Annotated in this window: 11 protein-coding genes and 1 pseudogene; 7 read left to right on the top strand and 5 right to left on the bottom strand. The window is 54.9% G+C overall.

What is annotated here, in order from left to right; genetic code table 11:
- Positions 1-133 precede the first annotated feature (133 nt).
- Entirely contained in the window at positions 134-1,135 is a 1,002-nt protein-coding gene (locus C3Y91_RS13620; protein WP_168575445.1) for an IS30 family transposase, read from the top strand.
- Positions 1,136-1,992: 857 nt separating this feature from the next.
- Here the strand turns inward: C3Y91_RS13620 and C3Y91_RS13615 are convergent.
- The 5 genes and pseudogenes from C3Y91_RS13615 to nifH form a co-directional block, all read right to left on the bottom strand.
- Positions 1,993-3,117 carry a KamA family radical SAM protein gene (locus C3Y91_RS13615; protein ID WP_168575444.1) on the bottom strand — a complete coding sequence of 375 codons (1,125 nt, stop codon included), beginning with the start codon at positions 3,115-3,117 and terminating at the stop codon, positions 1,993-1,995.
- A gap of 226 nt (positions 3,118-3,343) precedes the next feature.
- Positions 3,344-4,600 carry an ATP-grasp domain-containing protein gene (locus C3Y91_RS13610; protein WP_168575443.1) on the bottom strand — a complete coding sequence of 419 codons (1,257 nt, stop codon included), beginning with the start codon at positions 4,598-4,600 and terminating at the stop codon, positions 3,344-3,346.
- A gap of 154 nt (positions 4,601-4,754) precedes the next feature.
- Positions 4,755-5,693, bottom strand: coding sequence for a Rossmann-fold NAD(P)-binding domain-containing protein (locus C3Y91_RS13605; RefSeq protein ID WP_168575442.1), 939 nt, complete (start codon positions 5,691-5,693; stop codon positions 4,755-4,757).
- 162 nt (positions 5,694-5,855) lie between these two features.
- Positions 5,856-7,103: a Glu/Leu/Phe/Val family dehydrogenase gene (locus C3Y91_RS13600; protein ID WP_168575441.1), complete on the bottom strand. Its 1,248-nt coding sequence runs from the start codon at positions 7,101-7,103 to the stop codon at positions 5,856-5,858.
- Positions 7,104-7,153: 50 nt separating this feature from the next.
- Positions 7,154-7,243, bottom strand: a pseudogene (gene nifH, locus C3Y91_RS13595) (nitrogenase reductase); the annotation flags it as partial.
- A gap of 1,309 nt (positions 7,244-8,552) precedes the next feature.
- Here nifH and C3Y91_RS13590 point away from each other — a divergent pair.
- The 6 genes from C3Y91_RS13590 (at position 8,553) to nifA (ending at position 14,638) form a co-directional block, all read left to right on the top strand.
- The gene (locus tag C3Y91_RS13590) at positions 8,553-9,098 is read left to right on the top strand and encodes a TlpA disulfide reductase family protein (protein ID WP_168575440.1); all 546 of its coding nucleotides are present in this window, start codon (positions 8,553-8,555) and stop codon (positions 9,096-9,098) included.
- A gap of 176 nt (positions 9,099-9,274) precedes the next feature.
- Positions 9,275-10,126: an electron transfer flavoprotein subunit beta/FixA family protein gene (locus C3Y91_RS13585; protein ID WP_168575439.1), complete on the top strand. Its 852-nt coding sequence runs from the start codon at positions 9,275-9,277 to the stop codon at positions 10,124-10,126.
- 17 nt (positions 10,127-10,143) lie between these two features.
- On the top strand, positions 10,144-11,280 hold the full coding sequence (locus tag C3Y91_RS13580) for an electron transfer flavoprotein subunit alpha/FixB family protein (RefSeq protein ID WP_027667867.1): 1,137 nt from the start codon (positions 10,144-10,146) through the stop codon (positions 11,278-11,280).
- Positions 11,267-12,574: an FAD-dependent oxidoreductase gene (locus C3Y91_RS13575; protein ID WP_168575438.1), complete on the top strand. Its 1,308-nt coding sequence runs from the start codon at positions 11,267-11,269 to the stop codon at positions 12,572-12,574. The genes C3Y91_RS13580 and C3Y91_RS13575 overlap by 14 nt, the downstream gene beginning before the upstream one ends.
- 12 nt (positions 12,575-12,586) lie before the next feature.
- Entirely contained in the window at positions 12,587-12,883 is a 297-nt protein-coding gene (locus C3Y91_RS13570) for a ferredoxin family protein (RefSeq protein WP_018517503.1), read from the top strand.
- A 195-nt stretch (positions 12,884-13,078) separates the two neighbouring features.
- Complete coding sequence (nifA, locus tag C3Y91_RS13565; protein WP_168279303.1) at positions 13,079-14,638, top strand: nif-specific transcriptional activator NifA; 1,560 nt, start codon at positions 13,079-13,081, stop codon at positions 14,636-14,638.
- The last annotated feature ends 200 nt before the right edge of the window (positions 14,639-14,838 follow it).

Here is a 14,838-nt window from a genome sequence, read left to right as displayed (position 1 = left end):
CCAAAGTGACACTTCTACTTTGCACACAAACGGACATTCCAACTTCCCCGCCACAATTTGTGTAGCCGGGTACATTCTATTTCCAAGTGCGACATGCTTATAAAAACAATGGCTTCGCCTTGGAGATATATGCATGTCCCTTTGCTATTCGCAGCTCACCTTGCCTGACCGCAGACGCCTATTTCACCTCAGAGAACGCAAGGTTCCCGTCTCGGAGATTGCCCACCAGCTCGGCCGTCATCGCTCGACGATCTATCGCGAGCTTAAGCGCAATACGTTCCAGGATCACGACTTTCCGGAATATAGCGGCTATTACAGCGGTATCGCCAACGACATGAGCAAAGAGCGCCGACGACGGTTGCGCAAACTCAGACGCCATCCGCATCTGCGCGACCTCGTCATCGACCGGCTGAAGGCGCATTGGTCACCCGAGCAGATCGCTGGCCGGCTTCTCGCAGATGGCGTCAGCCCCGTGCGTATTTGCCGGGAAACGATCTATCGCTTCATCTATTGCAAGGAAGACTATTCGCTCGGGCTGTATCAGCACCTGCCGGAACGACGTCGCAGGCGCCGGCGCCGCGGCGCACGCAAGTCACGCGACGGCTTGATCCCGCTTGACTGCAGAATCTCCCAACGCCCTGATTTTATTGATGATCGATCACAGTTCGGGCATTGGGAGGGCGATCTCCTGATCTTCCGGCGTGAACTCGGAGAGACCAACGTCACCTCGCTCGTCGAGCGCAAGAGCCGCTATACCGTGATGATCAAGAACCGCAGCCGGCACTCGCGGCCAATCATTGACAAGATCATCGATGCGTTCGCACCTTTGCCGGCCTTCGCCCGCCAGAGTTTCACCTTCGACCGCGGTACCGAGTTTCGCGGCTTTAGGGCTTTGGAAGATGGGATCGGCGCCAGAAGCTGGTTCTGCGATCCCAATTCGCCCTGGCAAAAAGGCGCTGTCGAGAACACCAACAAGCGCATTCGACGCTTCATGCCAGGCGATACGGATTTGTCCAACGTCGCTCAGCAGCAGCTCGTCGACCTCGCCCATCACCTGAATTCGCTCCCAAGAAAGTGCTTGGGCTACAAAACACCGGCGGAGGTCTTCATGGCGCATTTGCGTGAATGCGGCTAATCCCCTACCCTTCACACGCCCATGTTGCACTTGGCGTAGATTCTCGAAGCCGCAAAGTTAAAGTGTCCTGTTTCTGCAAAGTTGGAATGTCACACTTCCCAGGTTTGGTTACGCTGATGACGACCTCACGTTCACGACGATCCAAATGCGCTTCACACGCGCCTTGCAACCGGAGATCTGCGATGGCATTCTTCTTGACGTGCCCGACCTCGCGCTCGCCTATGGCACGCCGCCCGCGTGATGCGGTGCTGCGCAACCGAAGTGGTGGCTCAGCACCGCATCACGCAGTCAGCGCGCAAATGCAGCAACCAAAAACCGTCGGAGCGAGCTCGAATTGGTTAATCCTCAAGCTTGTGAAGCGAGTTCCGATTGCACGACCTCGAAACGAATCGTCGCGCCCACCCGTAAGCTGATCTCGTTTACAGAGTTTGCTACCAATTCTACGAGGCTCTCGAGCGAATGGATTCGTTGATTGTCTCCAACTAGTGTGAATTTTCCCAGGAACAACAAGGCGCACACTTTGTCGGGCCGAGCGCAGAAGACCAATTTACTGCCCTCGGCTTCTAGCACCAGGAATGCGTCATCGGATGCCATTCCGGGGAACATTTCGTAAGCTCGAGACAGTCTGGATCGGATTACAGCATATTGCTCTGATGTTTCAATGGCACCGACCAGGGACAGGTATGGCAATCTGGTCGAGCTCCGCAACCACACTTCAGTTCCGTCGGCTTTTAGAAACATAAATATCTCCGCCGTACCTTAGAAAGTAACAGGTCTTGAAGCACTCCGTGCTTCAGATCGAGAAGAACATGGTTGAGTACATGACTTTACCTCAAAGCATATTCGGCCACATGTCCTCATGTTGTTTCGTGCCTGTCCGGGTCCTTCCAGGTTCTCCATTCGTAGTTACGAAGGACGATATAGCCGGGGCCAGTTCCTATTACATAGTTTGGGTTTAGCGGTGTTTTGCCGAGCGGGGTGCAGATTACGTATTGCGGTACGGCAAAGCCGGTCGTGTGCCCACGCAGGCTTTCAATAATATGCATGCCAACATTGATTGAAGTTCGGAAGTGCTCAGCGCCTCGCACTAGGTCGGCGTGGTATAAATAGTATGGCCGCACGCGTGCAATAAGGAGTTTGTGGACCAACTCTTTCATAACCTCGACAGAGTCGTTAATTCCTTTCAAGAGCACCGACTGATTACCCACTGGCACTCCCGCTTCGAGCAGCCGTTCGATCGCCAATTTCGCTTCAGACGTGATTTCATTGGGGTGGTTAAAGTGTGTATTGATCCAGATGGGATGATACTTTTTGATCATCTGGCAGAACTGGGGCGTGATCCGCTGCGGCATCGTCACAGGTACTCGTGTGCCGATGCGAATAATCTGAACGTGAGGAATTTGCCTGAGGCGTGACAGTACATACTCTAGCTTTCTATCAGAGACGGTCAGCGGATCGCCTCCGCTTAGCAGTACGTCCCGAATCTCTGGACGCTCGGCAATGTACGCTATACCTCTGTCAATTAGCGCTTGGTCACTGACCATTGACTCTCGGCCCGCGCGAATCTTTCGTGAACAGTGCCTGCAAAAGGTGGGACATAAGTTCGTAAGATAAAAGAGAACGCGGTCGGGGTACCTGTGAACGATGCAAGCGACGTCAGTCTTTCCCTCCTTCCAAAGAGGATTTTCGGAATCAACGCCGGACTTGTGGAACGAAGGAAGTTGGTCAATATGGAAGATGTCGTCGAGTTCCTTGATGCTCGGAATTGCCTGTAGCCGGATGGGATCGTTCGGATTGTCCTTTTCTATCAGCGATAGGTAATAGGGTGTTGCCCGGAAAGAATATCGCTCACCCACCTTATGGAAAGCTTCTACTTCATCGGGAGTGATGTTTAGCTGCTCCTTGAGCGCCTCCAATGTGGTGGCGCTGTTTGCAAGCTGCCAACGCCAATCATCCCAAGCCGTCGGGTCCGTCGTCAACATATGATATCTCCGGTTTGAGTTTCTGTTGGTGGTATTGAGCATCCAGGACGAAGGGTCCCTTCCGCAGTGAGGTCTGGAGCAAACCTAACATTTTCCTTCGTTCCTCAGTTCAAAGTTACCGCCACCTGGACCTACTCAGCTGCATCTCGTGCGGCATCTAGTCGAACGACCACAATCGTTTTTTTCAGTCACGTCGCTCGACGGAGAAGAGATTGTTACACGACCGTCAAGTTCCAAGCAGCCTCCCGCTACCCTGTTCACCCGGGGATGGCGCGACTGCCCAATCAACTAGGTTCAACGCGCGGTGAAGTATCGCTTCGGCTTCTGCGTGGTTGGTCGAAGCGGCAATAACATGTCCAATTATGTCTAGATAATCACCTTTCCTGACAAGAGAGACTCCCGGGTCAACATAGAATCTAACCTCAGCAATACCTGGTACAATCTCCGCCAGATCGGTACCTCTGATGTGAGCCAGCGTGCCGTCCCGATCAGGTACGAAAAAATGGGCTGCCGCGACGCGGGATCGGCTTTTATGCAGGTCGCACTTTTCCCCAATAACAAGGCTGATGTGTTGTTCGATGACATCTAAACCGTAGGCCAACTGAACCAGCCGAGAAGTGGTCCAACCCGGAAGCCGTGGGTTGACTTCCATCACGACCGGGCCTCGTTTTGTCCCGCGGAGTTCAACATTTGCTGGCCCCCAGCCGAGGCCGAGTGCTTGCAAGCATCTCAACGAGACATCCGTGATACCCTCGTGCTCCTCGTCAGTTAGCTGGGCTGGAAACATGCTTTTACGAGGAACGAAATGAGGCGGGGGCCCAAATTCGCCTGAACCAATCGCAATGACTGCGTTCCCCATTGTAACAACGTCATAAAAAGGCCCTTCTACGAACTCCTCGACAAGTATTGTCGGCGAAGACCGCCAAGGGAAAGCCCCTCCCAGCAGATAGGTTGTGTGTTCGGCTAACTCAGCGGCATCGCGACATAATCGGACACCGCTGCTTCCGTTTCCAACTGCGGGCTTAACAATAACCGGGAACCCGATGTTAGCGGCAGCCCTATCCACAGTCATTGCACTAGCTGCCCATCGAAAGGTCGGCACTGGCAGGCCATTTTGCGTCAGGAGCTGACGTTGATTAAATTTGTCGCAGCAACGTTCGATCAAAACGGGGTCCGGGCCTGGTCGGTCGAAGCACCGGCATAGCTTTCCGACCGTCACGTTAACCGACTCGCCGCGGGTCGCAAAACCGACAAACCCGGCAATATCATAGGTCGTAGCCAGATTGAGGCACTCACGCCTCACCGCATCGAAATCGTCAGTATCGACCATTATCGCCTTACCGCCTTCCGCCATAAGGTAGTCATACTGCGTTGGATCAGCCGCCAGGGTAATCGGTTGAAGTCCACGACGTCGGGCGGCCTGGACGTACAGCAGACCATTACTTCTCGACCCTTCAATGAGTACGAGTGCTTTTGTTCGCATTGGGCGTTGACCCTCCATCCGTCCGAGGCTGTATCCGAGGGCAAATTCGCACTGAATTGTCTCTAGAGGTTCCCATTTTTCCAAGGTTCGCGTATTGCATCGCAATTTACTGGCCACAAGAGTGTCCTCTGCGTGAGTAAATAGATGACGTAGTCTAGAACACCTCAGCTGTCGGTAGCGTTCTCTCGATATCGGAAAGAAGTAGCGGCAGTTTAGACGCCAAATGCTGATTGTTCAGATCTATAAGCCTGAGAAAATCTTGGTCGTACATAGTCACATAGTTGAGTTTCGGGACCGCGCATTTCGACAGCACCGGAATTGACGAAAGGTCCACTATGGTGCGTGGCTCCAGTCGCAGGAGGGCGCCTTTTACAGCCGCTTTGTAATCTTCATTTAAATCGGCGGTTGCGATAACAGCGCATGATTGCAGCTCTCGCACGCCCCCAATCTCTTCTGGACGCATGATGGCGATTCCCCTGTCAGAGGAGGTCCGGAGGCGTCTGCGGAGTTTTTTAGGATTCCGCGTTACGACTACAGTGGAACAGAACCGATCTGCCACTCTAGTACTGATCAAGTCGCGCCCCAGCATACCTGCCCCAATCATGTAAAGACGGCCGGGTTCCTCTATCCCCTTAAATTGCTCGGCTATTAAGTCGTAAACAATTCGATCATAGTTGAACGGTGCGATGAAGTGCTGTCGCACTCGCGATGCGCGACCCACACCTAGTGCCAGCCGTGCGATCCGAGAAATTGGAAGCGCCGGATCAAGGAGCGCGACAGCATTCGAAACTTGCTCGCTAACATAGGGCTCCCCCAGGATCTGGGATTTAGCACCGGAAGAGATCTCCGCGAGACGCTTAGCAACAGCCCTCGCACCTTTGACAAGCGCGCGCGGAAAACCAGAGAACAAAAGATCTATATTTCCGAGCGCAGACTCTTCGCCATAGACTTCAACGCGCAGGCAGGTTGTAATTAAAAGGATCCCGCTTTTCGCTAAATCGATCGCCATTGGTTTGATCTTCGCTGAATGCTGCGCCATTTGAGATGGCGACGTCATTTCGTGATCAACGTAGTGCCCAACGATATCGGTCATCGTTTCAATCCTGATCTCGGCTGAGGGTCTAGGGTTATCAGAGGCGCTTGACTCGAAACTCCAATGGACCGCGCCTCTGATGTAGATGTTTTCTCAAGCTGTCACTTCGCGCAGCGGTGGCTCGTGTTGGTCTCCTTTCAGGCATCAGTTGGCAAAGAACTGCTAGGTCCCCTTCGCCTCAATAGCGTCTACAAGTCGCGAGAGCGCGTGGACGTAGGCGGCGCATCGCAGGGTTATGTTCTTGTCCTTCGCACACGCCCATATTGCGGCTCCTTCCTCTTCCATTTTCGTCTTCAGCCGGGCATGTATGTCCTCGATGGGCCAGTAATAGCCTTGGCGGTTCTGTACCCATTCGAAATACGAGACAGCGACCCCACCCGCATTCGCGAGGATATCCGGAAGAACGACGACGCCCCTGTTCTTGAGGATGTCATCGGCCTCCAGCGTGATCGGGCTGTTGGCGAGTTCGAGAATGGTCGGAGCCTTTACATTGGCAGCGTTGCCCGCGTGGACCATGTCCTCCAGGGCCGCCAAAACGAGCAGGTCGCAATCGACCGGAACCAGTTCGTCGGCAGCAATTCTCGAGACACCGTCTGAACCCGCGAAGCTGGTAACGCTTCCGTGGCGCTCTTTAGCACCAATCAGCTTTTTGATATCGAGGCCAGCCGGGCAATAGATCGCACCCTTTGAGTCAGAAACAGCCACGACTTTGTATCCGGCGGCTTCGAGCAAACGCGCTATGTGATATCCGGCGTTGCCGAAGCCTTGGACTGCCACTCGCGCTCCCGGCACTAGTCCGAGCTTCTTCGCCAGGAATTGGAGGAGATAATAGCCGCCACGGGCTGTCGCATCATCACGCCCAAGTGAGCCGCCAAGGCTGATCGGCTTACCGGTGATGACCGCAGGGGTCACCTCGCCCACGATGGAATCGTATTCGTTCGCCATCCACGCCATGGTCATCGCATTGGTGTTGACGTCAGGCGCCGGGATGTCCCGGTTTGGTCCGATGACCTTGGCGAAGATCTGGACATAGCCACGTGCAAGGCGCTCCAGTTCAGTCTCGGATAGACAGTGAGGATCAATCTGGACGCCGCCCTTGCCGCCACCAAACGGCAGGTTCACCACTGCGCACTTGATAGTCATCAGGAAGGCGAGCGTCTCTACTTCATCTGCCGTTACACTTTGGTGATATCGGATGCCTCCCTTGGTTGGGCCGCGGGTATCGTCATAGCGGGAACGCCAAGCCCGTAAGTGCTTGTGGGAGCCGTCGTCCATGCGAATCGTCAGACGAGCGTGCGTGGTCTCTAGCGGGAACTCCAATCTTTCGAGAATTTTCGGGTCGACGTTGAGGTGCTTGGCCGCTTCAACAAGACGTGTCAGGGCCTGCTGCAACATGGTCTTCGAGCTCATTGGGCGTATCCCCCAATTCGGATGATCATGGGTATCCGTGGTACGTGATGGTCCACGAGGGCCGCTAGCGTGTTTTGGGACGTAGTGGACTTGCCAATTCCGCCCTTTCCATAGAATGCGATCTGACGCAGAGCTGCCATGCTTAGAGTTCCTTCATGTGTTCGAAGCAATGCGGTTATCCCGCAACGCGGATGCGGCGGCCGTTCCGCTGCCTCGCAATAGCTCTCAAGATTCGTGCCAAGCAGGCCGATTGAGATGACGGACAATAATTTGCTGCGATTCCAGTTATGTGGGCGGAAAAGGCGCGCGAACGAGGAGGCAGCCTTTGTCGCCGATCTGACAAAGGTGACGACAGTGTCGCAAATTATTCATGCGTCTGAAGGACCACAGCTGGCGCTGGCTCAATGCAGCAAGTCGCGTCAGATAAAGTGGCTTCGGCTTGTTCATTTGGGGATACGGTAGCCCAACCGATCAGAACGGCGTTGATACGACGATTGAGGCGCGGAAAAGCCAAGACCTCGACGCGCTGCGGCAGCGTTCGTGAACGGCCTTCGATTGATATTTCCAGCAAGGGTTTCTCCACGCTTCTGGCAATGATTCTGGTGGCGCCGCAACAGCAGCTAAAACGCTTGTCCAACCTCACTAGGCGCCCGCAGCGTTATTTTCTCGATCGCTCTGCTTCTGATCGCGCATACGGGTGTCGCTAGTCAGATTATCAACGGTAAACCGAAGCTCGATACACGCCCACCGCACCAGAACTTCAGTCCCCGTGCTATCTCCCGGGGCCGGCTCGTATCGCAGCTATCATGGAGTTGTCCGACCTGAAGCCTATCGAACCGCCATCCGTTCGCGGTGGTGATCGGGGCGGATTGCGACACGACATGTCGGCAACCCTACAAAACCCTCCGCATAGCGACAACGAAACATGTGCAATCTCGAAGGCTTACCGGCGCAACCTGATTGGCACGAGTAGTGCTCAGAGTAAGCCGGGTCCCTAAAGCCCAAATCCGATTGGGAGCTTAAACGACTATGCACATCGTGGTCTGTATCAAACAAGTCCCGGGCTTCGGACGCCTGGTATCGTCTTCGTCGGGACGCAGACAATTGACGGCGACACGGCCCCGGTCTGACCGGCATCGGAAGGAGGCCGAACCTCCAGCAATCGACTTACATGGCGAGGAGCTCTGGAATGGCCTCGTGCTGCATCTGCATTAGACCTCGGCATCTTCCCGTCACGACGGTGACTATCGTCACGCTCTCAGAAGAAAGAATTCGCAATGTCACGCACCCGCAGAAGCCATTTCAGAAGACGAGATCACCAGCGTTTGTTGTCCAACCGATGGAACGAGCGCCGCTCTTCGAAATCGGAGCAACTCGAGCTGATACTTGGCCGGAAGGGCTCATTCCTCGAGCACGAAGCGGCCCATAAAATACTGTGGAGCATAAAACATGGCCTCTAGTTTAAATCTCGGCTCTCCAGCCCCGCCTATCAAAGTGCAGAACTGGCTGCGCGGCGATCCGCTTTCCAACTTCCAGCTCGGCAAGATATACGTCGTTGAGTTCTTTTCGACTACCTGCGGTTATTGCGCGCCGGAGCTATCCGACCTGGCGAAGTTGCACAAGAAATTCATCGACATGAGAGTTGAGTTCATTGGGATCGCAGCAAGTGAGGAAGCTGCAACGGCTGACGACGCCCGAGCCCAGGTGGACGCGTCCATAACCAAATCGCTTCCGAATACGAACATCCGGATGGGATTCGACCACTCAGGCGAAATGGATGAGGATTGGCTCAAAGCCAGCTTGTCGTTCCACGTTCCAAAGACGTTCGTTGTCGACCGAGACGGTAGCATCGCCTTTATCGGTGATCTGGTTATGCTCCAGGACGTTTTACCAAAAGTGATTGACGGCAACTGGCGCGCCAGCGCGGAAGCAAAGAATGCCGAAGAGGAGCGGATTGCTGAAGGCGAAACTTATGCTGCGCAGATTGTTTCATGATCGAGTCTCGGCGGCGATTGAGATTAAGAATTGGAAGGCGGCGCTCTCGGCGATTGAGGAGGGCATCAACCTGAACCCGGACAGCATCTTCTTGCGGCGCAACTTTATTGGCACGAGTAGTGCTCAGAGTTAGCCGGGTCCCTAAAACCCATATTCGACTGGGAGCTTAAACGACTATGCACATTGTAGTCTGTATCAAACAGGTGCCGGACTCTGCGCAGATACGCGTCCACCCGGTGACAAATACGATCATGCGCCAAGGCGTACCGACCATCATTAACCCTTACGACCTGTTTGCTCTCGAAGAGGCACTACAAGTTCGTAACCGCTATGGGGGCGAGGTGACTGTTCTCACGATGGGGCCGCCCATGGCTGAGCAAGCGCTACGCAAAGCCCTCACCCACGGCGCAGATCGCGCAGTGCTTCTCACCGACCGCCACTTTGCTGGATCTGACACGCTGGCGACCTCGTATGCTCTTTCTCAAGCAGTAGCGAAGATTGGCGAGAGCTATGGGGCGCCAGATATCGTCTTTACCGGAAAGCAGACAATTGACGGCGACACGGCCCAGGTCGGGCCCGGAATTGCAAAGAGGCTGAACCTCCAGCAACTGACTTACGTAACGAAGATTGTCTCCATTGATCCCACTTCGCGCGAGCTCATGGTTGAACGACACGCGGAGAGCGGCACGCAGATGCTGAAGAGCACGTTGCCGTGTCTCATCACCGTCGTGGAAGGTGTCAATGCAATCCGCCGGGGCTCTCTCGATGACGCCTTCCGTGCCGCGCGAAGCCCGGTTCTTAAATGGGGGGCCGCTGACGCCGGCATTGGGGAGTTGACCAAATGCGGCCTAAGGGGATCGCCGACGGTCGTGAAGCGAGTATTCGCTCCTGGTCCTCGCGCCGAAAAAGCTATGCAAATGGACATTAACGACAAAACGTTGGCCGAGGTCGCCGCGGACACGGTCGCTGCAGTTTTTGCCCGCGAGCCTGTTTTGGAACGCAAGCTCACGTCCCATGGCAATCGGTGAGCAGCGAGGAGTAGATTTTGGTCGCTAGAAAAAATGAAACGCCGGCAAACGCGGTCGGCCGCGCCAGCTCAGGGAAAAAGCTGCTTAAGTGTTTCGAAGATCACCGGCACGTCTGGGTCTTCATGGAACTTGAGCGCGGCAAGGTTCATCCCGTATCGATTGAACTCCTCGGCGAAGGCCGCAGACTAGCCGATAAGCTGGGCGTCCAACTGGCCGGGGTAATCCTCGGTTCGTCTGAAGGCGTGGGGACCAAGCCGGCGATCGAAGAGGCCTTCGCTTACGGAGCCGATATCGCCTATCTGGTAGAGTCGCCCCTCCTCGCAAACTATCGAAACGAACCCTTCACCAAGGCTTTGACGGATCTGGTCACTACTCACAAACCAGAAATTCTCCTTCTCGGCGCGACCACGCTCGGCCGCGACCTCGCCGGTGCTGTAGCAACGACCTTACAAACGGGGCTTACGGCTGATTGCACCGAGCTGGATGTTGATGGAGATGGTTCACTCGCAGCGACGCGGCCAACTTTCGGCGGGTCCTTGTTGTGCACGATCTACACGCTGAACAGCCGGCCACAAATGGCAACGGTGCGGTCCAGGGTCATGGCGACGCCGCAACGTGCGGATAAGCCAATTGGGCGCGTTATCCAGCACGAACTCACAATGGTCGAGGAAGCGATCGTCACCAAAGTCCTCGCATTCCTCTGCAACGACGGTTCTGAGCAATCCAATCTGGCCAACTCCGACATCGTGGTTGGGGGCGGACTCGGCCTCGGCGCTGCAGGAAACCTGCAGCACTTGAGAAACCTTGCAACGACGATCGGCGGGGGAGTCGGGTGCTCGCGGCCACTGGTCCAAAAAGGCTGGATGCCTGCTGATCGACAAATTGGTCAGTCCGGCCATACCATTAGACCTAAGCTCTACATCGCGGCGGGAATATCTGGCGCGGTCCAGCATCGCGTTGGCGTCGAAGGAGCCGATCTGATTGTCGCTATCAACCTCGACCAGAACGCTCCGATCTTTGACTTCGCCCACATCGGCGTTGTCGCTTGCGCGCTGGAGTTCTTGCCGGCGTTGACAGAAGCTTTCGCCAGGCGAATGCCACCGCACAACTCTATCAAGGGTATGGATCGAGGAAGGCTAGATGACCAAGAGTAAGTTCGACGCGATCGTCATTGGTGCCGGTATGTCCGGCAACGCCGCAGCGTATTCGATGGCTCGTCGCGGTCTAAAAGTGCTGCAACTGGAGCGCGGAGAACATTCGGGCTCTAAGAATGTTCAGGGGGCTATATTATATGCGAACATGTTGGAGGCGATTATCCCAAACTTCCGAGATGACGCTCCCCTGGAACGGCATCTGGTCGAGCAACGATTCTGGCTAATGGATGACTCGTCGCACACGGGCGTGCACTATCGCTCTGATGACTTTAATGAACTGAAGCCAAACCGGTATACGATCATCCGTGCCCAGTTTGACAAATGGTTCTCATCCAAGGTGCGCGAGGCGGGCGGCACAGTCCTTTGTGAAACGACAGCGACGAAACTTGCTCGAGATCGGAGCGGTAGTGTAATAGGCGTTTACACGGACCGAGAGGGCGGTGTGATCCTCGCGGACGTAGTCGTCCTCGCTGAGGGCGTGAACGGACTGCTTGGAACACGAGCCGGCTTGCGCGATATGCCGAAGCCAGAAAATGTGGCACTCGCTGTCAAGGAAATGCATTTTATGCCGGAAGAGGTCATCGCAGAGCGCTTCGGCCTCAACGGTAGCGAAGGCTGTGTGATCGAAGCCGGCGGCACGATCTCACGCGGAATGGCCGGACTGGGCTTCCTTTATACCAACAAGGAGTCGATCTCGGTGGGGATCGGCTGCCTCGTCTCCGGTTTAGCGGAAGGCATGGAAAATCCGTACCGCCTTCTTGACGCCTTCAAGCATCATCCCTCGATCCGACCATTACTGGCCGGATCAGAGATCAAAGAATACGCCGCGCATCTTATTCCTGAGGGGGGCTTCAAGGCAATCCCCCAGCTCTTTGGCAACGGGTGGGTCGTCGTGGGCGACGCGGCGCAACTAAACAATGCCGTGCATAGGGAGGGGTCGAACCTTGCGATGACATCCGGCCTCATGGCGGGTGAAGCGATCTTCCAGATAAAGAGCCGTGGCGGTCTGATGACGAAACGCAATCTCTCTCTCTATAAGGGCATACTGGACAAGTCGTTCGTCATGAAAGACCTGATCAAACACAAAGATCTTCCAAGCCTCCTCCACACCGACAGTCACAATTTTTTCATGACGTATCCAACGCTTATATCTCAGGCGGCGCAAAATTTTGTGCGCGTCGACGGTGCACCTAAAATCAACAGGGAGAAGGCCACAGCTGCCTCCTTTATCAACGCACGATCCCGTTGGGGGTTGATTAGCGACGCGGTCCGCTCCGCCGTATCTTGGCGTTAAAAGGAAAATTCGATGAAGGCGACCACCATTGAGCGCATTGAGGATAAGCTGTACCAAAACCGATATCTCGTCGATACTGGACGCCCACACATTACGGTGCGGCCGCATCGGTCGCCAAGCCCAAGCCTGCTCGCCTTGACGCAAATCTGTCCGGCCAAATGCTACGAGGTGAACGAAATTGGTCAAGTGGCGATTGTTTCGGATGGCTGCTTGGAATGCGGCACATGCAGAGTGTTATGCGAAGCGAGTGGCGACATAAAGTGGAATTATCCCCGGGGAGGGTTCGGGGTCCTCTTCAAATTCGGATGAGGAGTCCCTACCTCCGGCGGGATAGCAGCGATCGATGCAGCTGCATTAGCGGCGGCGATTGAATGTGCATCCACTCAACCTTTCGAAAGGCTAATTTTTGCGCCGTCGATAACACGTATTTTTAACCTAGGAATATGCGTTAGCATATTTCGCGCACCAGGGTAAAAAGCAGTGCACCCTCCCCTGTTTGTAGGCATGATTAAACCAGAGGCGCGGCTCCATATTCTCTACGACATCTCCAAAGAGCTTATCTCTTCTTTTCCTCTAGACAACTTGCTGAAGGCTGCCATGAACGCCCTCGTCGAGCATCTGCGATTGCGCGACGGCGGAATCGTGATTCACGGCTCCGGAGGAGAGCCTTGGATAAACGTACGGGCTCCCATTGGGGACGACGTTCGCTCACGTTCTCTGACGATTGAACAGGCGGACGCAATAAATCGTGTCATCGCTAGCGGTGAGAAGCACTTTGGGAAAAATTCTGTCGTTCTCCCCGTTAAAGTAAACCGGAAAGCAATCGGCGCGTTGTGGATTGATTTCGCGCAGAAAAGCGGAGCTCAGGACGAAAGCCTTCTGGCAATGATTGCCGTCCTGATCGGCTTAACCTGCCAGCGCGATCGCGAATTGTGCAGCGACGGCGGCTCAGTCGCCGAGGAACAACAAGCGGGACAGATTCCGAAAATCAAGCCGAAGCCTCATCCCGCCCAACTCGATAAAATCGACTGGATCGTCGGGGAGAGCCCCGCGCTCAAGAGGGTATTAGCCACCACCAAGATCGTGGCCGCGACGAACTCCGCGGTGCTCTTGAGAGGAGAGAGCGGCACTGGCAAGGAATGCTTTGCAAGAGCAATACACGCGTTATCGATACGGAAAAGCAAGGCGTTTATTAAGTTGAATTGCGCCGCGCTGTCGGAAACCGTTCTGGAATCCGAATTGTTTGGCCATGAGAAGGGGGCTTTCACTGGCGCTCTCCTTCAACGAGCTGGACGTTTCGAGCTGGCCAATGGCGGAACGCTATTGCTTGATGAAATTGGCGATGTATCACCACAATTCCAGGCGAAGTTATTGCGCGTGTTACAGGAAGGCGAATTCGAACGTCTCGGCGGAACGAAGACATTGAAAGTAGACGTTCGAGTTATATGCGCTACCAACAAAAACCTTGAAGTGGCCGTCCTTCGAGGGGAGTTCAGAGCCGACCTCTATTACCGGATCAATGTGGTGCCGATCATTTTGCCGCCACTTCGGCAGCGCGACGGAGACATTTCGCTTCTAGCGCAAGTGTTCCTCGATCAATTCAACAAGGCAAATGATCGAAATTGCGACTTCGGGCCGTCGGCAATAGACATTTTGTCGAAATGCGCCTTCCCCGGCAATGTTCGCGAGCTGGACAACTGCGTTCAAAGGACCGCCACTCTCGCCAGTTCAAATACCATCACTTCATCGGATTTTGCCTGTCAGCAAGACCAGTGTTCTTCGGCGCTCCTCCGGAAAGCCGACGGTGACGGTATTGGCAACGACGCGATGCATGGTCTCAACCCGCGAGATACAGTGTCGGGTGGACTGGGCGCCCGCGCAGGCACTCCCAGCGGTGCCGCAGCCACAATCGAGGCAGCGGGCCTCACTGAGCGTGATCGGCTGATCAAGGCAATGGAGAGGGCTGGTTGGGTACAGGCCAAAGCGGCTCGTATCCTGGGTAAGACGCCGCGGCAGGTCGGCTATGCGCTACGCCGGCATCGTATCGATGTGAAGAAAGACTAAGCGGAGAACGATATGAAGAACGTCGTAAGCTTTGGTTGAGTCGCCCTAACGACTTCGGGCGCGATCCTGTCTTGATTTCTACAAAACATCTCCGGCAGCAAGCGGGAAAAAGGGCGGTAAAGGCGACATAAGCGCTGAAACAACAATGTCGCGTCGACCGGAATCTCTCTTGCTTTTGGAGTTGTAACCTTTCCTCAACA

Source organism: Rhizobium ruizarguesonis (assembly GCF_012349115.1).
GTDB lineage: Bacteria > Pseudomonadota > Alphaproteobacteria > Rhizobiales > Rhizobiaceae > Rhizobium > Rhizobium ruizarguesonis.
This window is presented reverse-complemented; position numbering and strand designations above follow the sequence as displayed.

Excerpts from the sequence above, each read along its gene's own strand:
- C3Y91_RS13605 (WP_168575442.1), bottom strand. The coding sequence starts at position 5,693 with ATGACCGATATCGTTGGGCACTACGTTGATCACGAAATGACGTCGCCA.
- C3Y91_RS13570 (WP_018517503.1), top strand. The coding sequence starts at position 12,587 with ATGAAGGCGACCACCATTGAGCGCATTGAGGATAAGCTGTACCAAAAC.
- C3Y91_RS13600 (WP_168575441.1), bottom strand. The coding sequence starts at position 7,103 with ATGAGCTCGAAGACCATGTTGCAGCAGGCCCTGACACGTCTTGTTGAA.
- C3Y91_RS13610 (WP_168575443.1), bottom strand. The coding sequence starts at position 4,600 with ATGCGAACAAAAGCACTCGTACTCATTGAAGGGTCGAGAAGTAATGGT.
- nifA (WP_168279303.1), top strand. The coding sequence starts at position 13,079 with ATGATTAAACCAGAGGCGCGGCTCCATATTCTCTACGACATCTCCAAA.
- C3Y91_RS13590 (WP_168575440.1), top strand. The coding sequence starts at position 8,553 with ATGGCCTCTAGTTTAAATCTCGGCTCTCCAGCCCCGCCTATCAAAGTG.
- C3Y91_RS13620 (WP_168575445.1), top strand. The coding sequence starts at position 134 with ATGTCCCTTTGCTATTCGCAGCTCACCTTGCCTGACCGCAGACGCCTA.
- C3Y91_RS13615 (WP_168575444.1), bottom strand. The coding sequence starts at position 3,117 with ATGTTGACGACGGACCCGACGGCTTGGGATGATTGGCGTTGGCAGCTT.
- C3Y91_RS13575 (WP_168575438.1), top strand. The coding sequence starts at position 11,267 with ATGACCAAGAGTAAGTTCGACGCGATCGTCATTGGTGCCGGTATGTCC.
- C3Y91_RS13585 (WP_168575439.1), top strand. The coding sequence starts at position 9,275 with ATGCACATTGTAGTCTGTATCAAACAGGTGCCGGACTCTGCGCAGATA.